Source organism: Paenibacillus sp. FSL H7-0940 (assembly GCF_037979415.1).
Classification (GTDB): Bacteria; Bacillota; Bacilli; order Paenibacillales; family Paenibacillaceae; genus Paenibacillus; species Paenibacillus amylolyticus.
In genome coordinates, this window is the sequence record NZ_CP150280.1 from 3262908 (window position 1) to 3278418 (window position 15511).

Below are 15511 nucleotides of genomic sequence, written 5' to 3' on the forward strand. Positions count from 1 at the left end.
TCCTAATCCCTAACCATATCAAGATAATTACATGTAGCTGGCTGAGACAGTAATTGTTCTGCAACCGCTACCGCTTCATCGGCTCCTGGAGCATAACCGTCAGCTCCTATCGTTTTCCACAACTCCTGATCAATATTAAAGGGATATCCCCCCACCATAATCTTCACATGTGCCGTTGCCGGATGATGACGGATCAGATGAATCAACTCTTTGGCCAGATGAAGGTGATACGTCATCGTAACTGAAATCGCAACAACATCGCCCTGATGCCGCTCTATAGCCTCTATTACACTTCCATTGGGAACATTGGCTCCCAGATAGTGCGTATCCCAACCTTCCATCTCGAACACATCTGTGAGCATACGCAGTCCGATCTCATGTCGTTCACTGCCTACACAGGTAGCCACTAGTTTTTTATCCTGACCCGTATGAATCAGCCAGCGAGAATAAAGACGTGATATGAATGACTGGGTCGCTGCCGTACAAAAGTGTTCCTGCCCCACACTGATACGATGGCATTGCCACAATCGTCCAATTTCATATTGGGTAGGCTGAAAGATATATCGATAAATATCACGAATCGTCACCCCGGCTTCTAACTGGGCTTCAATGATCTCAAAGGCTTCTTTCCGTTTATTCTCAAGCAAACACTGTAAGTACGATTGCGCGGCATCTCCATGTGGCATGGCTTCGTTGATGTAACCCGCCTGTGACTCCATATGTGTTGTTCTATATATTCCCATCTCCAGATACTCGAGCAGAAGTGCCTTTGACGGATGGTCAAATTCTTCTTCCAATGTCTCTTTGATCAGATTGAGATTAATCGCCAGGTCTTCTGGTGATACCTTATACTTGATCCAATCCATCCATTCCGCTCTTAATCGTTATGTTCCATTATACATGAACTTTCGATAATCATGTTTTACACACGATGAATGTATAGAACAATCTTCCTATATTATGGAGGGCCTTGCAAGTCAGTCAGCCAGTATATACCTGTACTTTTCGAGATCCACAAAAAAACTGACCTGCGTTATGAACGCAAGTCAGTTTTCCCTTCTGCCGCCAGTCCCAGCTTCTTCAACATCTTAATCGCAGCTACTTTCTCGGAAGGGTCAAGTCCTTCCAAAGCATCAATGATGACCTGATGGTGTTGAGGAAATATCTGTGTGAACAATTCTCTTCCTTCCTCGGTTAACTCAGCGTAAATGACACGCCGATCTTCCTTGGAAGGTCGACGAAACAGCAGATTTTTATTTTGCAACTTATCTACAACATACGTAATATTACCACTGGACATTAACACCTTTTCACCAATCTTTTGCAATGCCTGTGGTCCCTTATGATATAACAAATCAAGCACACCAAATTCTGTCGTATTCAGTCCGTGACTCTGGATGTCCCGATTGGAACGTGAGGTCACAGAATTGTAGGCCCGAACAAGAACCACGAATAATTGTAAAGACAGTTCCCGGTTGTCCTCCGTGTTCAGCATTTCAATAATCCTCCATCAGTTGTTTACATTTCGGCTCGTATGAGGGGCCAGCTTCTGCTCCCACTCCTCACGGAGCATCCCCATACGAATTGAATCATAGTACTGCCCCCGAACGATACGACACTTCCGCATTCGCCCCTCTACCTGTAATCCGGCTTTCACAGCCGCACGCATCATACGTTCATTACCAGACCAAGTAGTCAATCCAACCCGAACCAAAGGCATCTGTTCGAACAAATGACTTGACCACATGACAAGTGAGCGTGTGCCAACCCCGCGTCCCCACTGGACAGATCTGTATATTACAATCCCCATTTCCAGCCACATGGATAACTCATCTTCTATGTAATAGCTGATTGTACCCACAATTTGTCTGTCGGATTCAATAATACGGATTGATACGGGTTTGGAATCGCCTGGATCTACGTCCATACGTTTGAGCATACCTTGTTCAAAACTTTCATAACTTTCGTGTTTAAGTGGGTAATAGGGTGCATCCCATTGCTTCCATTCAGGTACATCATCACTGTAGATCAATTCATAGAGTTCTTCCAGATCCTGTTTCTCCACACACCTGAGTACAAGTTCACCATCAACGATTGGCAGTTCTTTCATACGATGAAAAGCACCCTCTTCCATATTAAGAACGATGAAGCTCTTCGATACTTCCGTCCGCATTGGCAAGAATGACTGTACTAGCCATATCCACAAATAGTCCGTTATCAACAACACCTGGTAACATGTTCAATTGAACATTAAGGTCCGCAGCGTGATCAATCGCCTCCAAGTGGCAATCTGCTATCAGGTTTCCGTTGTCTGTCAGATAACGTTGCTGTCCATCCATCCGCCACTGTGGTTGACACCCCAATTTTTCGAGCGCCTGGAAGGTCCACTCAGAAGCAAATGGAACCACCTCAACTGGAAGCGGGAATTTCCCCAACTTTTGCACGGCTTTGCTGCCATCCGCTACAATAATCAATTTGTCACTATTGGCCGCCACGATTTTCTCACGCAAAAGAGCCCCGCCCCCCCCTTTAATCAGGTTAAATTCGGGATCTACTTCATCAGCGCCATCAATGGTCAGATCCAGACGTCCAATCTGGTCAAATGGGACGATGGGAATCCCCCATTCACGGGCAAGCTTGTCCGAAGCCTCTGAAGTGGCTACCGCTTGAATGTTCAATCCATCACGTACCCGCTCACCGATCCGGCAGATGGCATAATAAGCTGTTGAACCTGTACCCAATCCAACCTTCATTCCATCTTCAACATATTCTGCCGCACGCTCTGCTGCTATCTGTTTAAGATTCATCTATAAACCCCCGCTGCTCATAATTTGAGAAATGCATATGTAGTTATTATAGATAAAACCGCTTCCGATGTATATCCGTGCCTTCTGTTGCATCTCTGCCATCATATTTTTGTTTGTTGAAGGATGTATTTTTACCCACCATGTTATAGAATACAGAATGAAGCTAAAAAATGGGAAATTTTAAAATAAACAGTTCTAAATACCTATAAACCATCTGATATGTCCATAAATACGTAAAATATTAAAAAAAATTTAACGATACTATTCAATTTAACGACATTTTATACGACATATTAATTATAGATGTGTTTTAATAATTAGACACCTATGGTTCATACGGTACATAAGTCTCTACGAAAGCGACTGATAAACCAAGACCATGGTCGCATAAATTTCCTTTGGAGGGGATCACGGAATGATCTAGTTCACTGTACCAATGCAACCCTAAAGTTTCTTAATTTAAAGAAGATCAGGAGTGGAGTTTAGTGAAATCATTAAGTTGGAAAAGCATGTCGTTTTTCTCCAAAAATTTGTTACTCTCATTTACTAATATCGTTATCATCGGGGTAGCACTTATCGCAAGCAGTTACTATTTTCAAAAAACAGTTCTTGTTGAACAGCTGCATGGACAGGTGGAACAAATTACCAAAAAATGGGCTGAAGATATCAATCCTACCGAGGTACAAGCTGCTATTGCGGAAGGTAGCTATGATGGAGCAACACAAACGAAATTACGAGCGTATTTCGATGAGATGCAAGAATATTATCCTAACATTGCACAAGCCTACATCTTCGGTGTTGAGCTCGGTGGCGATAACAAGAGATTAACTTCCCTTGTAGCGATGCCGACCAACCTAAGAGAGGCTTTTCAAAGTGAGAACGTAAATATTGGTGACATGTATGAGCAGCCGGTCGTTGTAGCCAATGCACTGAAAGAAATGCTTAATACGGATCGCCCAACATTCACAACATTTTATTCCGATGATTTCGGAACATGGACAACCATTGCATATCCAATCAAAGACAGCAACGGAAAGATTTTCTCATATTTTGCCGTTGATGCAGATGCATCAGCCGTACCCGCGGGACTAAACTCCTTGCTCAAAAACGGAATTATCATCCTTGTGGCCTTCTTGCTGTTATTCCTGATTATCCAATACCTTGTAGTTAAAAACACACTTTCCCCTATCCGTCACTTGATCAAAGGAATTGATGACGTAAGTCGGGGTAATTTGAATGTCAACATTCCGACAGGCAAAGACGATCTGGGACTCGTTAACGAGAAGTTCAACACCATGGTTCGCAAAATCAACGATACTATCGTTAAAGTGCAAATCACATCACAAGAAGTAAATCAGTCTGCCAAAGAGCTATATGAAGTTTCCGAGCGCAACAGTGAGAATGCAGATTCTATCAATAATAATGTGACTCAAATCACTTCCAACATTCGTTCACAAGAACAGGCAACCCGGGATAGTGCACGTGCCATGTCCGAGATGGCTACCGTAATCCAGACGATTGCCAGCAGCTCGGCAAGTGTAGCGGATGAAGCCTATGAGATGGAACGTCGTTCGCAACAAGGTAACAGTGTTGTCCGTCAGGTATCTGAACAGATGAATCTGATTACGGAATCGGTTAAGAATACCGCTTCTGCCATTGAGGTTCTGGAGAGTCGTTCACAGGAAATCGGCGATATTCTCAATATCATCTCGGGTATCTCCAGCCAGACCAACTTGCTTGCTCTTAATGCTTCCATTGAAGCAGCTCGTGTTGGTGAAGAAGGAAGAGGATTTGCAGTTGTTGCAGGTGAAGTACGCAAACTTGCCGAGCAGTCTGAACAAGCAACCAGCCAGGTTGGCGTATTGATCCAAGAGATTCAAGCTGGAATTAAACAAGCTGTACGTGCAATGGAACAAGGTACGTCAGAAGTAGATACAGGACTCAGCGTAGCCGATCAAACAGGACAACTGTTCGAAGATATTTTAGAAGCAGCGAAAAAAGTATCTAATCAGATTCAGGAAGTATCAAGCGCGACGGAAGAAATCTCTGCGGGTACGGAGGAAATGACCGCTACAGCGGACGACTTGTCTTCAAGCGTAAGCAAGACAGCAAACAGCAGTGAACAAATTTCCTCATCTGTTGATGAGCAAAAAGCATCTTTGATTACACTGGTAGACTCCTCCACACGCCTTAACAGCATGTCTGAGGAACTCCAAGAATTGATCTCTCATTTCAATGTAAGCAAACAATAATTCAAATCCACAAACATTCGGTTTGAACCAAGGAGGAATAACTGAAGTGATTGAAAACCAACCATCTTCTTCCCATTCCATGGAATCTAGCTTGCCAGTTCTGCAGATTCCACTGGATTTTGGGCGACGTCAACAATCATTCTCTTATCAGTCTGCTCAAATCACATTACATGCTTCTCTGAGCCGTGAACTTAAACAGAAGTATGGAGAACAGATGGTGTACCCGGTACTCCTCTCAGCTTATGCAGCCTTGTTATTCCGATTGTCAGCTGAACAGGAACTTGCCATAGGTATACTTTCCCCCGATCAGGCAGCTTCCTATCTTTCATTACAGATTCAGGGGAAATTGACCTTCAGCCAACTATGTCATCAGGTTTCAGAGCAACTCAAGATTGAATACACGTTGCAAAACGCTGGATACCCTGAATCGTTTTTTATGCTGAATAGTGTACAGTTGCCTCAAGCTCCTCAAATATTAAACTGGAACGTTCGAGATGATCAGAACATGCTCATCCTCGATCTGTTCTATGATAGTTCACTGTTAAAAGAGTCTACGGTGCTGAGATATGCAGAATATTATCAGACTCTTCTACTCGCCCTTGTGCGTGACGGTGAGAAAGCAATCGGTACGGTAGATATTCTTTCCGCCTCAGATCGATTGCTTTACCGTGAAATGAATGATACTTCTGTTCTCGAACCAGAGAATCAAACGGTTCATGGCTGGTTCGAAGCAACGGCAGCGGCATATCCAGATTTACCAGCGATAACATCTCCATCCAAAAGTTATACGTACAGGGAATTGAATGAACGAGCTAATCAGGTTGCACGTGTTCTGTTATCCAATGGATTGCAGAAAGGTGAATTCGTCAGTATCTTTATGGATCGAAGTCTGGAGACGATCATCTCCCTGCTTGGTATTCTGAAGGCAGGTGGTGCATATGTTCCGATCGATCCTGAGCATCCACAAGAACGTAACAGTTATATCGTGGAAGATACGGCGTCCTCCTTCGTGCTGACAACGGAAGCTTCTTATGCCCAAGCTTCCAGCTTGTTCTCCAGTATAGCTACGGTCCGTCAGATTCTCTCTGTGGATGGTCGTTTAGCCGGATTTGCAGCAAGTAACCCCAATCTGGATATTCAACCGGATGATCTTGCGTATATTATCTACACGTCAGGGTCGACCGGTAAACCCAAAGGTGCACTGATTGCCCACCGGGGTGTAATCAATCTTGGCAGTGTGGTTCAGCGTGATTGTGACATTCAACCAGGTGATGTATTAACTCAGTTTGCTACATACAGCTTTGATGCATCCGTGTGGGATACCATTGGCGCCTTGTTCTATGGAGCAGAATTATATCTGTTGTCTGCGGAAGAACGTGTATCCGTTGAAGAATTCGCAAGTGCAATTGAACGGACAGGAACAACCATCATTACGATACTGCCTACGATTTTCTTCAATCAGCTTGCTTCCTACTTATCCGATGAAGGTTTCCACAAGCTGGCCAAAGTCAGAATCATTACTGTAGCCGGAGAAGCGTTATATGGTGAACAGGTTCGTGCCTTCCAGCGCAAATTTGGAAACCAGATTGATATTGTTAATGTGTACGGACCTACCGAATGTACAGTAGCCACAACTACTCACCGCATCAGTGAGCAGGTTCCTGAACATGTGGTGAACATCCCTATCGGTAAACCGATTCATAACTACAAAGTATACATTGTAAATGAAGAACAACAGCTCTGTCCGGCAGGTGTACCTGGTGAGGTATATATTGCTACCCCTGCATTGGCCAAAGGTTATCTGAATCAGCCAGAACGTACAGCGCAAGCATTCATTGAGAACCCGTTTGCGATAGGTGAGAAAATCTACAAGTCTGGCGATATTGCCAAATTGCTGGATACTGGGTTGCTCGAATATGTTGGTCGCAGTGACTCACAGCTAAAAATTCGCGGTCACCGGATTGAGATCGGGGAGATTGAAGATCACTTTGCACGGCTTGATCAGATCCAGAACGTTGCCGTCATTCCGAAGAAAGAATCCGATGGACAAAATATGCTGGTTGGTTACTTTACATCGAAAGATGGCAGTACCCTCTCTGTTTCGGACATCAAGGCAGAACTGACGGAGAAACTTCCATCTTATTTTGTACCAAAGTGGATATGTCAGCTGGATGAAATGCCGATTGCACCAACTGGAAAAATCAATCGCAAAGCGATGGTATCCCTGCCTCATGTGGAACGACATGAAGATCGCCCTGACCGGGTCATGCCTGAGACGGAGACGGAATCCATTATCCTGGACGCATGGAAAGAAATCCTTCAGCACGATGACTTCGGTGTCGGAGACAGCTTCTTCAATATCGGTGGGGATTCACTCCGGGTCATTCATGTACTGGTCATTCTGAAGCCACATTATCCACAGCTGAAAATCGCCGACTTCTTTGCCGAGAAAACAATCCGTGCTCTCGCTCGTCGTGTGGAAGCATTGTCTCTCAGTGCTGCAGAAGTTACGGATTCAGTGGTGACCGAAGGTATGATTACACAACTATCCGAACACCCTGTGGAGCTAACGCCCCAGTTGGGGTATCCGCTCATTCGTGAACCTGAGCATGTGTTACTGACCGGAGCGACTGGTTATCTGGGCTCTCATGTGCTGCAACAGTTAATTCTGAATTCCAGTACACGAATCTACACCCTTGTTCGTCGACCATCCAATGGAATAACTGCAATGGAACGTTTGACTAACGTGCTGGAAGGTTATTTCGGCAAACAACTGACTGACCAACTCTCCACTCGCGTGGAGATTATTGAAGGGGATCTCGAACAACCTAATCTCGGTCTGTCCGCTGAACAAAGGGCTTATGTTCAGGATCGAATTGACCGTGTCATCCACTGCGCTGCAGACGTACGTCATTTCGGCGATGCCGATCAGTTCGCCAAAACAAACGTGGAAGGAACGGTCGCATTGCTAGACTTGATTCGCAGCAAACCAGGTGCTTCCTTCCACCATGTATCCACGATGGGTATTCCGGAAGATCTGGCACTCAGCGGACAATGGGAATCTTCCCTGCAATATGATCGGTTCCCGGCTGACTTGCATGTGGACAACCTGTATTCGGACAGCAAGCTTGAAGCCGAGAAAGTGCTCATGATTGCGGCAGAGGAAGGTGTACCTGTCAGCATCTATCGTGCAGGTAATCTCACTTGCCACTCCGAAACTGGACGCTTCCAGTCCAATATTGATAGCAACGCCTTTTATCGTATGATCAAAGCAATGTTATTGCTCGGCAAGGCTCCTGCGGCTGACTGGATGGTTGATTTTACACCGATAAACTATGCAAGTGAAGCTATCGTTCATCTGGCCTTACGTCAGGATACCGCCGGTCGTGTATTCCACATCTGTAATCCGGAGCCCATCCGTTATGATGAGCTGATCCGTTCTGTGAATCGGGCTGGTTACGAAGTCGAAACGCTACCTTTCGCCGATTACACACGTTGGTTGTTCGATGCGAGCATCAGCAAAGAGCCGGAAGCTCTTCAGTTGGCTATTGCACAGCTTGAAGGCGACGGTGCGAAGGATTCAGCATATGTCTATGCTTGCCCTGTCACAACGGCTTATGTGGAACCTGCTGGCATCTCATGTGCAAAAACAGATGATCGCTTCATCTCCGCCATGTTAGACTACGCCGTTCAGATTGGATATTTCCCGTCTGCAATCCGGCGCCATAACGGCACTTCTACAGCAATGGAGTAAGTTCACTTTATCATTAGCATTTAATTAATAAATAAAGTCACACAAAGAGAAGCCATCTATCGTCATTCACTGACGATAAGATGGCTTCTTTTCTTCGCATTTTCGGATCATTTTTTAGACCCATCGAATAATTGCAATGATGGCAAGATGAGCTGGATAGAAATAACGCCAGACCCAACGTGGCCCCTTCATACGGAATCCCGCTTGGTAATACTGAGCAATAGCAATGCCGGCTGTTGCGAGCACACTATACATTTGCACAGAGCTGTTATGCAGCAGAAGATATAGTCCATTTAACACGACATGTGCTACGACAAGTACAGGACCCTGGAAATAGCGGAATAACAGAACCAATAACAACCCGTACATCCCGTAATCCATTTGGCTAATTTCCATGAACCAACCTGCTCCAATTACAATCGGAATCGCCAGTAGTTTGGATGGCAATTTATCAATAACGAATAATACCAACAGGGCTGACCACAATGTCCATACCACGTTCAGAGAATAATGATTAAACGCAGCCATGAACGGCACCTGTGATATGATCGCGATCCAGAACAGCCGCCATATGTATTTTTGTACGTCTCGTGTATGTTTATAACCGACATACACTGCAAACGCATAGATTGGAAAAGCGATACGGCCTATGATCCTCAACTCTATAATATGTGGAAAAAAGACAGCCCCTATATGATCAATTAACATCGTGATCATGGCAATCCACTGCATCATGTTGCGACTCCCCTCCCTTGTTGCCGACGACACAAGTGTGCCATTCATTCATATAGTGCGTCTTTTTGAGCAACCTCTTATACGTTAAGTTCATAATACATGAATTTGGTATCCTGTGCATATCCTTCGGATTCATATAAAGCTTGCGCTTGTTTGTTACTTAACTCAGTTGAGAGTGATATACGAAGAACTCCTCGCTCAGATGCCAATTGCTTGGCTGCTTGCAAGAGCTTCCTGGCAATGCCTTGCTGACGATAATCCGGATGCACATATAGATCATTAAGCACCCAGACAGGCCCCATCGATACCGAACTGAAACTGGGATATAGCTGAACGAATCCAGTACAAATAAAGCCATTCGAGAGTGACATACCGTTACTTTCATCTGTCCCATGATCACTTTCCGCATCTGTTTCTGCTACCAAAATCACCGATTCATGGCCTTCCATTCGTTCTCTAATATACTGACGTGCTGCCTCAATATCAGCATTTTGGTTGTAGAACATCCTGTACTCATTGAACAAACGTCCCACTTCGTTACTATCAAGAAGACCCGCTTGTCTGATTCGGTGCTGCATTTCACTCAACTCCTCTGGGATGGAGAGCATCGTCTCCCCCTTTGTATTTCTTTCAATTGTAAAACAGTCCTTTCCTTTTCCCCATTCATCATCTGCATCAAAGTTTGTAGTATCCAGGAACTTTTCTCTGGAGATACCGAACATTCATCGTTCGGAGTATATTTCAGTCGAAGCGTTGCACACTATAGTATCGCTCATAATGGACAGGGGACCGAACCATTCATTGATTTAGGAGGAAGGGATCTATGAAAGAAAGCATTCTGATACAGGTGCAATCACGTCTAGTCGGCGTGGCAGATATGATCTATCAGCCCCTTCAGATCGGGCCGCTCCATTGCACTTTGCTCTATATTCAATCCATTGTTGATACACAGATCATGCGCGAAGCTATTGTTAAGCCCTTGCTTGAGGAGGCTGCACGGAACGAGGTCGGTCCCGATTTCATAACGCAAGTTGTGAGTGGAACCTTTTTTTCTCTCGAAAATCAGCACAGGGACTCAGCGGAAACATTGGTAGATGATATCGTAACCGGTAATGCAGCACTCTATATCGAAGGCATGTCTGGCATGATCATTTTTTCAATTCAAAATTATCAGAAACGCTCCGTACCTGAATCAACAAATGAAGTCGTCGTTGTTGGCCCCCAGGAAGCGTTTATCGAAGATATTAATGTAAATATGTCTCTACTGCGACACAAAATCAAACATCCTGATTTTAAAATGATCAAATTCACCATCGGCAAATATACCAAAACTGAAGTTTTTGTCATTTATATTCAAGGATTATGCAAACCTGAGATTTTGGAAAATGTGTTAATCAGCCTGGGTGAGATTGATATGGACAGCAGTCTGGGTGTCAGCTATCTATCAGAATTTCTGGAAGATCATCCGCTCTCTCCTTTTCCACAGTATCAATATACCGAAAGACCAGATACCGTTGCAGCTGCTCTCGTAGAAGGACGGATCGGGGTCATGCAGGATGGAACGCCCTTCTCACTGCTTATTCCAGTCACATTTTTCTCTTTGATGCAGTCGTCCGAGGACTATTATCAGCGGTTCCATTCGGCTTCATTTATCCGGATTATCCGTTTGCTGTTTGCCGTCATTGCTTTCCTGCTGCCCTCCGTATATGTAGCAGTCACTACATTTCATCCCGAGATCATTCCAACCAATCTGCTCATAACAATTGCCTCCGCAAGAGAGAACATTCCTTTTCCGGCATTAATTGAAGCCTTCATCATGGAGATTACCTTTGAAGGATTACGTGAAGCTGGAATACGTATTCCAAAGCCGCTTGGACAGACGGTTTCTATTATTGGCGGTATTGTCATTGGACAAGCCGCTGTACAGGCAGGTATTGTCTCTGCTCCATTGGTTATTGTGGTGTCCATTACAGGCATTGCAGCCTTTATTATTCCGCATTTCGAGTTAGGTCTGGCCTTCCGACTGCTCCGCTTTCCTGTTCTGCTAATGGGTGGAACTCTGGGTCTATTCGGTGTAGTCATTTCTATCTACCTGTTGTACTGGTATATGGTCAGCATGCGTTCATTTGGTGTTCCGTACATGCAGCCTTTTGCCCCACTCGTCCTGCGTGATTTTAAGGATACGTTTATTCGGGTACCTTGGTTCATGATGAAAAAACGAACCAAAGCCTATGCGACCGATAATGAAAGGAGGCAGGATACACCATGATATTTCGACGGCCTCCCCTTCCAATTATGGTCGTCATTATTTGCTGTCTGTTATGTACCGGATGCTGGTCGAAAGTCGAAATTAATGAGCGTACCTTTATTACGGCCATGTACGTTGACAAAGCGGATACCCCTGGAGAGATCGAGGTCACCCTTAGCATGCCGCTACCCAATCGTCTCTCTCCCGAAGGTGGGGGTACAGGCAAAGATCCTTATGCAGCAGTTTCAGCAACGGCACCGACAATTGCAGATGCAATAGAGCGTATACAGACAGACCTGACACGTAAAATATCCTGGGGACATACGCGAGTGATTGTCTTTGGCCAAGCCTACGCACGTGAGGGAATTGAAGACACGATGGAATGGATTTCACGTCAACCTCTTTTCCACCTGAGCAGCTACGTGATGGTTGCGAATGGCAGGGCCAAGGACGTTTCTGATCTGACTCCTGTATTTGAAGAAACGCCAAGTGACGTGCTGCGGGAATTCTCCACAGAGGAAAACCTGCTAAAAACCCAGGTGTTAAGCGTATTTACATCCGATAAAATGAATCAGGGATTTGCCTCATCGATGTTAGGCAGCAAAAAAACCAACATGGTCAGTGAAGAGGGAGAATCCAAAAAGTGGGTCAGTCAAATCGGTGGAACGATCTTCAGACAGATGCGAATGGTTGGGACTCTCTCGGCCGATGAAGCACGTGCTGTTGCCTGGGCAGGGCAAAACCTCGATTCAATGATCATTTCCGTTAAAACCAAAAAACAAAAAGCAAGCATGAAGTTATACCGTATGCACTCGGATATACATGTAAAGCTCCAGAATGGTGAACCACATTTTGTTATCAACCTGACCGGAAGAACTGAGTTGAATTCGGTCATTCCTGTTCTGAAAGCTGAAGATATCGTTGGTATTAAGGACATTGAACAAGCAGCCAATGAAAAAGTGAGTGCTCATCTTACTCAGGCCATCCAAACCGCGAAACACCAAGGATCCGATATACTCATGCTTGGATACAGGCTCGAATGGAGATACCCTCAGGTCTGGAAGAAGCTGCGGCCTACATGGATCAACTATGTAAAGAATGATCTTCAGTATACCGTCAACACAAATATCAACATTCAATTTGTCGGCTCGGAGTCAAGCTTCTAACATGCACGGGAATGGCTTTTTTAAGGAGGTTACATATGTGTTAGCCGTTTTAGTATTTGCGGGACTTTATTTACTGGATTGGTCATCTGTAAAAACAAGCAAAAAAGCAATCAGACGTGCCTATTTCATACTGCTCGGCCTTTTTCTCGTATGGAATACACTTGCAGTAAGCTGGTCAGCATGGCCTAATCCCAATGATGTAATTCAATTGGTCTTTGGCTGGGCTGATCACTTGATTAAATAAGAAAGGAGATTAACGATGAACCATCTGACTGCCGGGCAGGCTTACCGCTTCATGTTTGTTTACCTGTATTCCGAACCTGTTGCCTTTCTTCTGCAACGTTTGTTCAAAATGAGTGGTTATCAGGGATGGTTATCCACCATCGGCGGCTTTCTGATCAGTCTGATTTTTCTGTTCTTTACATACCGTTTGGGTTCCATTAACCCCGACAAACCCTGGATCTCCTATGGAGAGGATATCGTGGGCAAGGTTGTGCATCGCTTTTATATCGGGTTAATTGTAATGTTATGTATCTACTTGTTGTCCATTGATGTGGAGAATTTTATTATCTTCCTGCAATCGATGTATCTGCCACAGACTCCGATTTGGTTAACATCAACCCTGACTTTGCTGTGCATCTGCCTGACTGCGCGTTCAGGATTGGTTACGATTGTATTTATGTCGGAAGGTATTTTTCTGGTACAGCTTTTCACTTCCACCTTACTTATTCCGGCGGTTGGGGGCGGAGGTAATCCCGGCATACTGCTTGCAATGGCAACCCATCATGATCTGGGTGAGATCATGATGGGTTCTTTGTCCACCATGCCATGGTTCTCCGAATGGATGTTTTTCCTCTTCCTCGCACCGGTCGTTGCTTTTAGGCGTCCTATGCTGAAAAGCATGTTATTTGCCGGCATCACCGTTGTTATATTCATCGTTGTGTTCTGGATGTTCACGCTGATGAACTTTGGTCCGTATGTTGCCGCCGGACTTCGCTATCCTTTACTTGAAATGGTGCGCTTTGCGCGATACGGAGATTTCCTGGATAATCTGGACCCTGTTCTGATCGCAATTTGGTCAACAACGATGTTCACTCGCAGCTCATTTTTGTTGTATGTCGCTTCCGTCTGTCTCTCCAAACTCAGCGGGATCAGGCAGCAAAAATCTGTTGTGTATCTAATTGGGGGGACGGCTTCCGCCATCGTGCTTCAATATGCCAGAGATGCCGCCTCTTACGAGTTGGCTATCCGCTCTTACGCTGTACCTTTGTACACGGTACTTATTGAATCCATGCCCATTCTGTACGTTCTGGTATACTGGCTCCGCAATGGCAAAAATAAAAAGGCGACCAGAGCATCCACTGCTCCGTCGCCGTAATTATTCAGTTCGATTCAGCATTCTGCTGTTCCTGACCAGGATCAGCATCGGGGAAAATGACACCTTTCTTCAAAATCAGATTGGCGTATTGCGCTCGCTCACCAGTTGCAACAATCACATAGGCATTCGAAGCGCGTTTATAAAAATCAAATCGTTCTTCATGATCAAAAGCATCCGTAATGCCTTCGTATTCTTCAATCAACCGGCGGTAGTCTTCCCATATGATCGGGATCACCTGATCCCCTTTCACAACCTGCATGACAGCAGCGGGACGCTCAGCATAGGTATCCAGTGGATATAATTGCAGGATGGCATCCAGCAGTTCAACAACTCCCAGTGCATCACAACGTACTAGTCGCTTGGCATGACTGGCTGCGGGGAAATTGCCATCCGCCAGAACCAACTCGTCTCCATGACCCATTTCGGACATGATTTTGAGTAACTCTGGAGGTATTATTGCGGGTATATTCTTTAGCATACACAGCTCTCCTTGTTCATCTCCAACATCAGTTAGAGCAAATTGGTTTTCTCCATTCTTCAAGCACGCTAGACATCCATCCTATAAAAGCGGTTTCATCCCTATTCTAACAGTATTTTCGGATCATTGCACAGCGCACACGTAAGTTCGATATGAGAATATTTCATTTTGACAAAAATACTTGTTTGACATATAGTTGTTGTAACAACTAATTAATTGGGACATTTTATTATGGAAGTGAGGTCTAGCAATCACATGGACTATACACTGGAACAATCTGTTGGATTCATGCTGGGTTTCACACATCGTAAAGCTGTAGCTTTACTTGCGACGCGATTCAAACCTTATGATATTACGACAGAGCAATTTTCTGTTCTCTTTAATGTTGACCGCGGTGAAGGTGTGAATCAGAAGGAGCTCGCTGCACGTGTCTTCAAAGACCAACCCACCACTGCGCGGATTATTGATTTGCTTGAGAAAAAAGGCTGGGTAGAACGCCGGACCAGCGAACAGGATCGCAGAGCCTATCTGTTATATCTCACCACGGAAGGCAAAGCGTTAATTGATATCCTCGTTCCGATTGAAAGAGAAATGAATAAAGAACTTGCTGAAGGTATATCCGAAGACCAGATGGAAGCATTTAAACATACTCTTTCCCTCATTAACCGCAACTTGTAATGAATCACAACTCAG

At 44.8% G+C, this 15511-nt stretch carries 14 protein-coding genes; 7 read left to right on the plus strand and 7 right to left on the minus strand.

The genetic code is table 11. From position 1 onward, the window contains the following. Window positions 1–2: 2 nt before the first annotated feature. From MHB71_RS14255 to rpiA, 4 genes are all read right to left on the minus strand, one after another. Window positions 3–866, minus strand: coding sequence for a cobalamin-dependent protein (locus MHB71_RS14255; protein ID WP_340029969.1), 864 nt, complete (start codon window positions 864–866; stop codon window positions 3–5). 167 nt (window positions 867–1033) lie between these two features. Further along, window positions 1034–1495, minus strand: a complete 462-nt coding sequence (locus MHB71_RS14260) for a MarR family transcriptional regulator (protein WP_036670259.1) — start codon at window positions 1493–1495, stop codon at window positions 1034–1036. 15 nt (window positions 1496–1510) lie between these two features. Beyond that, window positions 1511–2110: a GNAT family protein gene (locus tag MHB71_RS14265; RefSeq protein ID WP_340029970.1), complete on the minus strand. Its 600-nt coding sequence runs from the start codon at window positions 2108–2110 to the stop codon at window positions 1511–1513. A gap of 25 nt (window positions 2111–2135) precedes the next feature. Then, entirely contained in the window at window positions 2136–2807 is a 672-nt protein-coding gene (rpiA, locus tag MHB71_RS14270; RefSeq protein ID WP_047842431.1) for a ribose-5-phosphate isomerase RpiA, read from the minus strand. Window positions 2808–3316: 509 nt separating this feature from the next. On the opposite strand from rpiA, the gene MHB71_RS14275 reads away from it, so the two are divergent. Beyond that, the gene (locus MHB71_RS14275) at window positions 3317–5059 is read left to right on the plus strand and encodes a methyl-accepting chemotaxis protein (RefSeq protein ID WP_076249981.1); all 1743 of its coding nucleotides are present in this window, start codon (window positions 3317–3319) and stop codon (window positions 5057–5059) included. 46 nt (window positions 5060–5105) lie between these two features. Continuing rightward, window positions 5106–8813 carry an amino acid adenylation domain-containing protein gene (locus tag MHB71_RS14280; protein ID WP_340029973.1) on the plus strand — a complete coding sequence of 1236 codons (3708 nt, stop codon included), beginning with the start codon at window positions 5106–5108 and terminating at the stop codon, window positions 8811–8813. A gap of 114 nt (window positions 8814–8927) precedes the next feature. On the opposite strand, the gene MHB71_RS14285 is transcribed toward MHB71_RS14280, so the two are convergent. Together MHB71_RS14285 and MHB71_RS14290 are read right to left on the minus strand one after the other, a co-directional pair. Beyond that, window positions 8928–9548 carry a TraX family protein gene (locus MHB71_RS14285; protein WP_340019986.1) on the minus strand — a complete coding sequence of 207 codons (621 nt, stop codon included), beginning with the start codon at window positions 9546–9548 and terminating at the stop codon, window positions 8928–8930. Between the two features lie 77 nt (window positions 9549–9625). Then, window positions 9626–10126, minus strand: a complete 501-nt coding sequence (locus MHB71_RS14290) for a GNAT family N-acetyltransferase (RefSeq protein WP_340029974.1) — start codon at window positions 10124–10126, stop codon at window positions 9626–9628. 245 nt (window positions 10127–10371) lie between these two features. Here MHB71_RS14290 and MHB71_RS14295 point away from each other — a divergent pair, with 245 nt between their 5' ends. Genes MHB71_RS14295 through MHB71_RS14310 form a run of 4 tightly spaced genes read left to right on the plus strand, consistent with a single transcriptional unit; the run spans window position 10372 to window position 14340 of the window. Then, a complete protein-coding gene (locus MHB71_RS14295; protein WP_340029975.1) occupies window positions 10372–11817 on the plus strand; it encodes a spore germination protein in 1446 nt (481 codons plus the stop codon). Beyond that, the gene (locus tag MHB71_RS14300) at window positions 11814–12962 is read left to right on the plus strand and encodes a Ger(x)C family spore germination protein (protein ID WP_340029977.1); all 1149 of its coding nucleotides are present in this window, start codon (window positions 11814–11816) and stop codon (window positions 12960–12962) included. The genes MHB71_RS14295 and MHB71_RS14300 overlap by 4 nt, the downstream gene beginning before the upstream one ends. Window positions 12963–12999: 37 nt before the next feature. After that, window positions 13000–13206, plus strand: coding sequence for a hypothetical protein (locus MHB71_RS14305; protein WP_340029979.1), 207 nt, complete (start codon window positions 13000–13002; stop codon window positions 13204–13206). 15 nt (window positions 13207–13221) lie between these two features. Continuing rightward, entirely contained in the window at window positions 13222–14340 is a 1119-nt protein-coding gene (locus MHB71_RS14310; protein ID WP_340029981.1) for a GerAB/ArcD/ProY family transporter, read from the plus strand. Between the two features lie 4 nt (window positions 14341–14344). Here the strand turns inward: MHB71_RS14310 and MHB71_RS14315 are convergent, their stop codons facing one another. Continuing rightward, on the minus strand, window positions 14345–14818 hold the full coding sequence (locus tag MHB71_RS14315; protein WP_036609525.1) for an RbsD/FucU domain-containing protein: 474 nt from the start codon (window positions 14816–14818) through the stop codon (window positions 14345–14347). Window positions 14819–15073: 255 nt separating this feature from the next. On the opposite strand from MHB71_RS14315, the gene MHB71_RS14320 reads away from it, so the two are divergent. Then, entirely contained in the window at window positions 15074–15496 is a 423-nt protein-coding gene (locus tag MHB71_RS14320) for a MarR family transcriptional regulator (RefSeq protein ID WP_017689281.1), read from the plus strand. Window positions 15497–15511: the final 15 nt, after the last annotated feature.